General features: G+C 35.0%; 12 protein-coding genes. 3 read left to right on the top strand and 9 right to left on the bottom strand.

Going from position 1 to position 9,434, the window contains the following annotated elements:
* The first annotated feature begins 311 nt into the window (after nt 1-311).
* Nucleotides 312-812, top strand: coding sequence for a GtrA family protein (locus FC88_RS09320; RefSeq protein WP_057814963.1), 501 nt, complete (start codon nt 312-314; stop codon nt 810-812).
* Nucleotides 813-838: 26 nt separating this feature from the next.
* Nucleotides 839-970, top strand: coding sequence for a hypothetical protein (locus FC88_RS13260; RefSeq protein ID WP_268750937.1), 132 nt, complete (start codon nt 839-841; stop codon nt 968-970).
* A gap of 107 nt (nt 971-1,077) precedes the next feature.
* Here FC88_RS13260 and FC88_RS09315 read toward each other — a convergent pair whose 3' ends face one another.
* From FC88_RS09315 to FC88_RS09280, 8 genes are all read right to left on the bottom strand, one after another.
* The gene (locus FC88_RS09315) at nt 1,078-3,003 is read right to left on the bottom strand and encodes a copper-translocating P-type ATPase (protein ID WP_057814961.1); all 1,926 of its coding nucleotides are present in this window, start codon (nt 3,001-3,003) and stop codon (nt 1,078-1,080) included.
* Complete coding sequence (locus tag FC88_RS09310; RefSeq protein ID WP_057814960.1) at nt 3,003-3,275, bottom strand: cupredoxin domain-containing protein; 273 nt, start codon at nt 3,273-3,275, stop codon at nt 3,003-3,005. The genes FC88_RS09315 and FC88_RS09310 overlap by 1 nt, the downstream gene beginning before the upstream one ends.
* A gap of 20 nt (nt 3,276-3,295) precedes the next feature.
* On the bottom strand, nt 3,296-3,667 hold the full coding sequence (locus FC88_RS09305; protein WP_057814957.1) for a cupredoxin domain-containing protein: 372 nt from the start codon (nt 3,665-3,667) through the stop codon (nt 3,296-3,298).
* Between the two features lie 140 nt (nt 3,668-3,807).
* A complete protein-coding gene (locus FC88_RS09300; RefSeq protein ID WP_057814955.1) occupies nt 3,808-4,605 on the bottom strand; it encodes an N-formylglutamate amidohydrolase in 798 nt (265 codons plus the stop codon).
* 10 nt (nt 4,606-4,615) lie between these two features.
* Entirely contained in the window at nt 4,616-5,065 is a 450-nt protein-coding gene (locus tag FC88_RS09295; RefSeq protein WP_057814953.1) for a hypothetical protein, read from the bottom strand.
* 131 nt (nt 5,066-5,196) lie between these two features.
* Nucleotides 5,197-5,937: a LiaF transmembrane domain-containing protein gene (locus FC88_RS09290; protein WP_057814951.1), complete on the bottom strand. Its 741-nt coding sequence runs from the start codon at nt 5,935-5,937 to the stop codon at nt 5,197-5,199.
* Between the two features lie 2 nt (nt 5,938-5,939).
* On the bottom strand, nt 5,940-6,392 hold the full coding sequence (locus FC88_RS09285) for a LytTR family DNA-binding domain-containing protein (RefSeq protein ID WP_162256552.1): 453 nt from the start codon (nt 6,390-6,392) through the stop codon (nt 5,940-5,942).
* A gap of 98 nt (nt 6,393-6,490) precedes the next feature.
* Nucleotides 6,491-7,120 carry a pentapeptide repeat-containing protein gene (locus tag FC88_RS09280; protein WP_057814946.1) on the bottom strand — a complete coding sequence of 210 codons (630 nt, stop codon included), beginning with the start codon at nt 7,118-7,120 and terminating at the stop codon, nt 6,491-6,493.
* Nucleotides 7,121-7,359: 239 nt separating this feature from the next.
* On the opposite strand from FC88_RS09280, the gene FC88_RS09275 reads away from it, so the two are divergent.
* Nucleotides 7,360-9,138 (top strand): glycerophosphoryl diester phosphodiesterase membrane domain-containing protein, encoded by a 1,779-nt coding sequence (locus FC88_RS09275; RefSeq protein WP_057814945.1) that lies wholly within the window; start codon nt 7,360-7,362, stop codon nt 9,136-9,138.
* A 45-nt stretch (nt 9,139-9,183) separates the two neighbouring features.
* On the opposite strand, the gene FC88_RS12705 is transcribed toward FC88_RS09275, so the two are convergent.
* Nucleotides 9,184-9,345 carry a helix-turn-helix domain-containing protein gene (locus FC88_RS12705; protein ID WP_235526928.1) on the bottom strand — a complete coding sequence of 54 codons (162 nt, stop codon included), beginning with the start codon at nt 9,343-9,345 and terminating at the stop codon, nt 9,184-9,186.
* Nucleotides 9,346-9,434 lie beyond the last annotated feature (89 nt).

The following is a 9,434-nucleotide window of genomic DNA, read 5'->3' as shown; positions in this document are numbered from 1 at the left end:
GAATAATTTCACTACTGAGCCAATTTTCTTTGCTATTCCGGACTGGATAGTGGTTTCGTTTTTTATTACTTTAATAAAGAATAAAAGAAGTTATCTAGTCGGGAGTGGCAGCTTTGTGGATGCTCAGTACTGAAATTTCACTTAGCAATTTATTGCTTAGTGAAAGGTCAAGCTTTAAGACTGTTCCCGGTTCTGGAATAGGCTTAAAGTTGTGCCCAGTACGTTCCAGCATCCACAAAGCAGAACGGACGACGGAAGCTTAAAGCTAACCAAAATTCAAAAAGAATCCAATCTGGGAGAAAAAGATATTTATGAATAAGAAAACTAAATTGGATCAAGAAACTCCAACAAAAAAGATTATTGATGATGTCGAAGAGGGTATTAACGATGCTGGTACAGTCTTCTCAACTGAGACTGAACCATTAGAAAGTAACAGCAAACAATTAATTAGATACTTACTGTGGGGACTACTTTCAGTTGTCGTTAATTTTGGAACCTTCTATATTTTGTACCACACTATCCATATGAACTACCAAGTTGCTAATATTATCGCTTGGTTCTTAGGAGTACAAGTCGGATTTTGGGTCGATCGTGTTATCGTCTTCCATCACAAATCTAACTCCGCTTTTCAAGAAATGTTGGCTTTTTATGCAACTAGAATTTTAACTTTCTTAATTGAAACAGCTACGCTTTGGATTGGTATTTCCGTCCTCAATGCCAACGGAACTGGTTCTAAATTAGTCGGACAATTTTTAGCCATCGTTGGAAATTACGTACTATCTAAGTTCTTTATTTTTAAAAACAGACATTAATTTAACAAAGGACATAGGTGAAGATTATGGATTATGAACCAAACACAAACAGTTTAATCAAATCCTTAGCACGTCAAGAAGCTGAAAGTGGTACATTAAAAACTTTTGAAAATATTAACGAATTAATCGCTAGTTTACAAGACGAGGAAAAAAGCTAATAAGATACAAATAAAGCCTTGATAGAACTCATCTATTGAATTCTATCAAGGCTATTTATTTCTTAAATAATCAGTTAAATTTAAAACCTGCTATCTAAATCAAAAAATTAATTCAATGCAACTTTAGGTTCAATCTTACTCTTATTTAATAATACTGAACTAGTTACAACTGACAAGGAACTAAAGGCCATTGCTAAACCTGCTAATTCAGGGCTCAAGCTCAAGCCTACCGCAAAGAACAATCCTGCAGCAACTGGAATTCCTAAGACGTTGTAAATGAAGGCCCAGAATAGATTCAACTTGATACGGTTGAACGTCTTGCGGCTCAATTCTAGAGCTTTAGCAACGTCACGTAAGTCATTTTTCATCAAGACGATACCACCAGATTCGATAGCAATATCTGTACCTGAACCCATGGCGATTCCGACATCAGCCATAGTTAAAGCTGGAGCATCATTGATTCCATCACCAACGAAGGCGACTTTACCATCTTTTTGTAGTGCTTGAACATGATCCGCTTTGTCACCTGGTAAAACATCAGCAATAACTTCATCAATTCCTACTTCTTTAGCGATTGCTTCGGCAACTCGTTGGTTGTCACCCGTCAACATTACAGTTCTCAATCCACGAGCTTTCAATGTGGCAATAGCTTCTTTAGAAGTAGCCTTTGGAGCATCTTGGATGGCGATTAAACCAATAATCTTGTTACCAACTCCAACGAAAACAACTGTTTTAGCTTCATTTTGAAGTTGGACCATTTTATCTTGTAATTCTGAATCAATTTCTACATCAGATAACATCTTATCGTTACCAACAAAGGCTTTTTGATTGTCGACTAAAGCTGTAACACCCTTACCTTCAACCGCTGAAAAGTTAGTGGCGGTGTTAGCTTGGATATTTTCTGTTTTAGCTTTGTCCATGATGGCTGTAGCTAGAGGATGTTCTGAAGATTCTTCCAAACTTGCAGCGATTGACAAAACCTGCTTTGAGTCACCAACAATATCAGTAACTTCTGGCTTACCATTTGTGATAGTACCAGTTTTATCCATAACGACAGTCTTTACATCGTTAACTTCTTCAAGAACTTCACCATTCTTGATCAAAATACCCATTTTAGCACCGCGACCAGTTCCGACCATCAAGGCTGTTGGTGTGGCCAAACCTAAGGCACAAGGACAAGCAATAACAACTACAGAAACTGCGAAGATCAAAGCTTTAGCAATCGTAGCTCCTAGGAAAACGTACCAAACTAAGAAAGTCAAAATGGATAAAATCAAAACTGCTGGAACAAAAATTTCTGAAACTTTATCAGTCAAATTCTGAATAGGTGCGTGACTATTTTGAGCTTTTTTAACTAACTCAACGATTTGAGAAAGCATCGTGTCACTACCGACTTTTTCGGCTTTAAACATGAATGTTCCATTACTATTGATAGTTGAACCAATAACTTTATCGCCCGTTTTCTTTGTAACAGGCATACTTTCACCGGTAACCATTGATTCATCAACTGTTGAGCTACCTTCAGTGATCACACCATCAACGGCAATTTTTTGACCGGGTTTAACTCTGATCAAATCACCTTCAACTACTTGGTCCAAAGGAATCTTAATTAGCTTACCATCACGCATAACTTCAGCGTCTTTAGCTTGCAGGTCGACTAATTTCTCAATGGCATTTGAGGCATTGTTACGCATTCTTTCTTCAAAAACTTGGCCTAACAAAACGAAAGTTATAACAAAAGCGGCACTTTCAAAGAAGACTGCTTGACCAGTAAACATAGCATAAATACTGTAAACATAAGCAACAGCTGTACCAATCGCTACCAAGGTATCCATGTTTGAATGGTGCTTTTTAAATGAAGCCCAAGCGCTTTGGATGAAAGGCCTAGCCGCAACTGCCATAACGATAGTTGTTAGAACGAATTGAATCCACTCGCTACCGGGAATCATGATTCCAAAAGGCATCAAAATCATTCCGATTAACATTGGAATTGAAAATATTAAAGCAATCCAAAATCTCTTTGTAATTGTCATTATGAAATTACGACCTTTCCTTTGAACATATCCATACCGCAACTAAATGTATATTCCCCACTCTTGTCAGTATCGACTGTAACTGTTTGTGTTTCATTTAGTGGTAGTTGTTTCTCGAAATCTAAATCTTTAGAGTGAACGACGTCCAAACATCCCTGCGCATTCGTTCTCGTAAATGAAATTTCAGCAGGAACACCTTTTTTCAAATTGACTACTTCTGGTGAATAACCGCCTGCTACTGTAACGTTAACTTTTTGTACCTTCTCAGCCATAATTGTTATCTCCTTATTTACTATTTAATAATTAATTTGCCGTGGAACATGTCCATACCACAAGCCCATTGAAATTCACCAGGTTTAGAAGTATCGATATCAATGGCTTCTTTTTGGTTTTGTGGTAGTTCCTTATTAATTCCGAAATCGGAAAAGACTACTCGATCCAAACAACTGGAAGCGTCTTTTCTAGTGAAATTCAACGTTGCCGGAACGCCTTTTTTCAAAGTGATGACCTCTGGTGAATAACCACCGCTAACCTCTACATCAACACTCTGCTTGTTATCAGCGATATCTGCTGTTTGGCTGGCAACTTCGTGATTGCCGAAGAACCACCAAAGAATGAAGCCGATAATTGCTAAACCTAAAATCAAAACTAATATTTTTGTCATTATCCTTTTCCCTCTCGCTTGTTTACATTTGTAATCTACGATTATTATAGTAATCCCTGAGTTTACATTTGTCAACTAAAAAAACTAAAAAAATAAAAATAACAGTATCTATTTAGTGTTAAATTTCTAAATAGATACTGTTATTTTCCTGACAAAATATAATTCAAAACTTCCATAAATATACTTTGTAAACTGTTTTTGGCTGTAGTAAAGGTTCCCACATCCACTCCAGATAATTCTTCCTCACCAAAATATCGGTTCTCGATATACATATGATATGCTAACTCAATTTGGATTGATTCAACTCGCTTATCTTTTCCATAATGTGGCGTGATGAAACCTCCAGAAAAGGGATGATTGTTTGAAACAGTGTAACCTTTTTGATTGAATTGTTCAGTTAAGAATCCTCTAAAATCTACACTTGAAGTAGTATCGAAATGATTACCCAAAACGATATCTTCAGTTTTTACATCTTCGTGTGGATATTCAGCAAAACTATGCAAATCAAATAAATAAACTTTGCCAAATTTTTCTAATTTATGATCAATTAACTCCTGCAACTTAGTGTGATATGGTCGATAAAATTGATCAATTCGTTGTTCAATTTCTTTGGCAGTCAACTTAGTCTCATAAATTTGTTTTCCAAAAGTCGTCTGACTATAAACCATTTCATAACGATAATCACCAGTTACATCAGTCATCGACAAATCACGATTAGGATCAGCAATGTAGCGATGAAGATTATTTTGAAGTACTGTGAATCCACTCTGTGGTAAAAAATCATAAAGCTCTGGCAAAAACCAGTCGACATTAGGACAAATTAAATCTGGCACCATTTTTGATGTGATGTCTCCGGGAATAAACGTTCCGCTGTGTGGTAAATCGATAACAACTGGTAATTCGTCAACTTCTTCATTGTAAACAGTAAAATTTTTCATATCTTCTCCTCTAATCCCAGTTTCCAAAAGCCATCTCGTTCAATTCATCATTACCACATTTGGGGCAATGCCAATACTTCTTTGGTTCTTTAACAAATCGTAATCTTGTTGTCCCAGGATTTCCTTTGGCAAAGGTTAGTCGTTCTAAAGTCATCTGACAATATGGACAAGGATATTGTGGTCCAAATTTATTTGGACCATTTAATTGAAAGTAAAATTTATCGAATAAGTAAAAATCATTGGGACAAGCATAAATGGCATGACCGTAATCTTCATTTATTTCATAGCCTTCTTTCAATAAGCTCATTGTTTGATCGGTAATCTTAGTATTATCAACTAAATCTAGCAAAAATTGCCTGTTTCTAAAAACATTTTCTGGAGAGTACAACATACCAATTCCTGTATCGGCTTTGATTCCATAGCCACATTTAGTGCAGTGCAAATCGTGAATTTCACCCATTTTTAGCCCTCCGAATTCTTGCTTTAAATTTTAAGTAAATATCCAATCAGACGCAACCAATATTATTCATTATTCTATTTTAATATTTCGCCGTTTTACGAAAATAGAGCTACCAAATGGCAGCTCTATTTCTAAATATACTGTATTTTCAAATTTCCCATTGAAACTAATCCCGTTATTGTAACGGTAGGACTATCAGAAGAGATATTTTGCACACCCGCTTCTGAAATATTTCCCATATTATTATTGATTCCTTTAACAACATTCCAGTTACGGGGAATAAATAACTCAATATTGCCTAGTGACACGTTCACTTTAATCGTCGCTGTATCATTTACGGTTACATGATCAAAATAAACTTTTGCACTACCTAGATTAGCTTGAACATTGGCTGTATGAAAGTCATTCGAACGGACGTATCTTACGCTATTGCCCATTTTTACAAAAACATTAACATCGGGACTATCGACAGTTTTCATATCATCGTTGTATTCATAGTAACTACCATCAAATGGCTTTTTTTCCCATTTTATTTGGCTTTTATAACGCATCCAAGGACGATGTTTAGCTAAAAATGGGTTCAAAATTACCGATAATCCAATACTTATCAACAAGGCGGCACCCAATATGGTCCAAGCAGATAATGTCGCAATGCCCAACGGTTTAGCATATAAAATCGCCAAAAATGCTAAGGTAAAAACTGTCCCTGAAACAGAAAAGTAAACTAAACTTTTGATTAAAAAGAATACTAAAAACATCGTTGCGACAATTGTCCAAAAATTAAATGTATACGTGATCAAATGTAACTGGCTGGCAATCAATAAGACGGCACTCAGTAGTAAAAACAAACCCCAAAAGATTCTATTTCTCATAATTAGACCTTCCTTTGACTCAATTTCAGCTTTAGTTTTTTTAGAAAACGACGGGAAGCATACATTTGTTTATAACTATCGCGAAACTGAATTAAATTTCCCATAACGGATTGAGTTAGAGATTTCACCTCATCAACATTTAAAATTGACGACTTAGAAACTCGTAAAAAATTATCAGGTAAGTTTTCCTCTAACTCATACAACCGGTAATGGATCAAAAAGGCGTTGTCTTTGGTGTGAGCATAGACATTTCGATCATTAGTTTCAAAAAACAGAATATCTTGTGTCGACAAAGAATAGACCGTATTATCCAAATAACCATTGATATTGTGTAATTTAGTATCAATATTTTGAAGATTTCGTAATATTTCAGCCACTTCTTCATCTTTTTTGTTAGCTCGGATAATGATTTCTTTTTCTTGATACTGTGATGAAATATCTAACCTTATTTTCACATCCAACAAACCCTTTCGTTAGAAGTATTACACCATTTTTATTTCTCGGTGTATAGGGCATTTGCTCAAGTGGTCAAAATATACCATTAAGTGGTTTACTATATTTTCACTCCTAAAAAATTCTGAGCAAAAAAGGCGGCTTGTTCACGATTTACCTTCAAGCCACGCAAATAATTTTGGTCCACTTCAATCGTTTGAAAATGACAATTACTCCAGTCAATACCTTTTAATTTAGTATTCGTTACTATCATTTCGTTGAGATCACAGTTATCAAAAATAACTTTACTTAATTTATTGTTACTAAAACTGATATCTTTCAAACTACTATCCTTGAAGCTAACCGTCTTACAATTCAACTGGTTCAAATTAGCCAAATCTAAAATACAATTGTCGAATTGAATATTATTGAAATAAGAACCATTGAAGTCAGTTCCCAGCATTTTACAGTTCTGAAATTTAACCCGAAACAAACTGGAATCAGTGAAATGGCAATTTGAAAGATCACAATTTTTAAAAATAATATCAGTCAAATCACTCTTATAAAAATCGCACTCACTAAAAGTCACATGTTGAAATATAGTCTGCTCAATCATCGGATGAGAAATCGTTTGCTTCTCTACTAATTCATCTTTAATCAAATAGTTGCCCAAAAAGTAATCTTCTTCATTGTAAATATCGAAGAAAGACCCCTTTGTTAAATAATCTTCATCAAATTTGGGTTGATTCATAAAAGCCTCCAACTTGCTTAATAATTTTGAAAGACTCTACAATAGCTCTACAAGACTCTACAATAGCTCTACAATTTATTCTAATATACTTCTAAATTACGTAAATAATCAACAACCAAAGAAGACACTTATTATGGTTGGAATCAGCCCTCGTTTGATTTTACTGGTAAAACTTAATTTTTGCCCTCGTTTTCAGAATTATTATTGTATGATTAGTAGTAGAAAACAGGGGGAAAATTATGGGGATACTAGCAGAGTTCCGACGTCAAAATAGCAACTTTTGGCGTTATTTTTGGAAATACAGTCAAATCATCATCTTAATTCAGTTGATTATTCATTTTATCTTGATTCCCGTTTTGAGCTTTTTAGCTAACGGCATCAATTTCCTGGGTAACGTCAACTACGTTTCATATACCAATGCTTTGGAACTAATCATGCACAAGCCACTAGTGGTAATCGGATTAATATTAGTCTTATTTCTACTATTATTATTGGTTTTTGCACAATTCACTTTATTATTGGTCAGCTTTCAAGCTATCAAATCACATGCCAATCTGAGTTGGTGGGATTACCTCAAGAGCGTTAGTAAAAATCTCTTTGGATTACCATTCAAAGCTTTCGGATTCTTTCTATTATATTTCTTGATCATCACACCATTTGGCAGTTTGGGGGTATCTTCGACCCTTTTGAGCAAAGTCAAGATTCCCCAATTTATTCTCGATTGGCTATTTCAAGAACATTTGCCATTAGGTTTATTGTTGATTGTTGCTTATTTAGTAGTCTTATACGTCGGAATCCGTTGGATCTTAGTACTTCCATCAATGACTTTCGAAAATAAATCTATCAAAGCTTCAATTCATCACAGTTGGAACAAAACTAGACATCGAGAATTTTATTACTTAGGCATCTTCCTAATCTTGTTGGCTGTGGTTGCTATCTTCATCACGGTTTCAACAAGTGTCTTGATTGCCTTTCAGTATTTGATCGACCATGTCGGTGCGCTGAAAGTTCTTGATTTTCCAATGGCTGTCGTCAATATGACTGCAATTCAATTAATCAATTACATTACGGGAATTTATGCTTCCGGGATGGCAATTTTAATTATCTTGAGTGACACACATACGAATTACTTTTATCCCAAACGTAACCACCGCTATCACAAATGGTTCTGGGGCATCTTAGGAACAGCTGTCGTTGTCAGTTTTGTCACTTACGATATTACCTATTTCAATAACTGGTTATTAGAACCACCTTTGACCATTTCTCATCGAGGTGTTGACGATGGCAACGGTGTTCAAAATACTATCGAATCACTTAAAGCCACTGCCAAAGAAAAACCTGATTACATTGAGATGGATATTCAAGAAACTAAAGACCACAGGTTTGTCGTTTACCATGACAACACGCTCAAAGGTTTGGCTGGCATCAAGAAAACTCCTAGTCAATTGACTTTAGACGAACTAACTAAGATTCAAGTTCACGAAAATGGCAAAACTACCCACATAGCAAGTTTTGATGAATATTTAGCTACTGCTACAAAATTGCATCAAAAACTATTAGTTGAACTAAAAGATGTTTCTGGTAACAAATCTGATTTTGTCAGTCTATTTGCCAAAAAGTATGGTAAAAAATTGCAGGAAAATAAAGCCATGGTGCATTCCTTGGATTATCAATACATCGAAGACACCAAACGGCTTTTGCCCAAGATTCAAACTAGTTACGTTTTACCATTCAATCTCTTCGGAGTTCCTTACACTAATTCCAATGCTTTTACCATGGAATATACAACTTTAAATGATTCCTTCATTGATCAAGCTCACATTCAACAAAAAAAGGTTTTTGCTTGGACAGTCAACGATACTTCAGATATGGATCGAATGATTTTCATGGGTGCTGATGGTGTGATTACCGATAATCTCAGTGATTTGCATGAAGAAATTGCTGATTTGTTTAAAGATTCCAGTTATTCTGAACGAATGACAGTTTACGTAACACAGATGCAAGATCCGTTTGAATGATAAAAAGCAGTTTTCTCTTTTAAATTATCAGAGAAAACTGCTTTTTTATTCAATATTTATTGTCACTTTTTTACCCATTGCAGTAGCTAATTTGCTTAAGGTTTCAATATTAATATTATTTCCACTTTCTATCTCAACTACTGTCGATTCAAGAACATTTGCCTCTTGAGCTAATTTACTTCGCGTCCACCCTAATTTCTCACGAATTTTAAAAATTTTAACTGCAATTTCTAACTTATTATTTTCGCAAATTGCAAGAACAAGTTAGCCACTTTGGAAAAATAAAGAAAAGTTAA

Source organism: Companilactobacillus futsaii JCM 17355, assembly GCF_001435505.1.
Classification (GTDB): domain Bacteria; phylum Bacillota; class Bacilli; order Lactobacillales; family Lactobacillaceae; genus Companilactobacillus; species Companilactobacillus futsaii.
The sequence above is the reverse complement of the archived record's forward strand: the minus strand, read 5'-3'. Positions and strand labels throughout refer to the sequence as shown.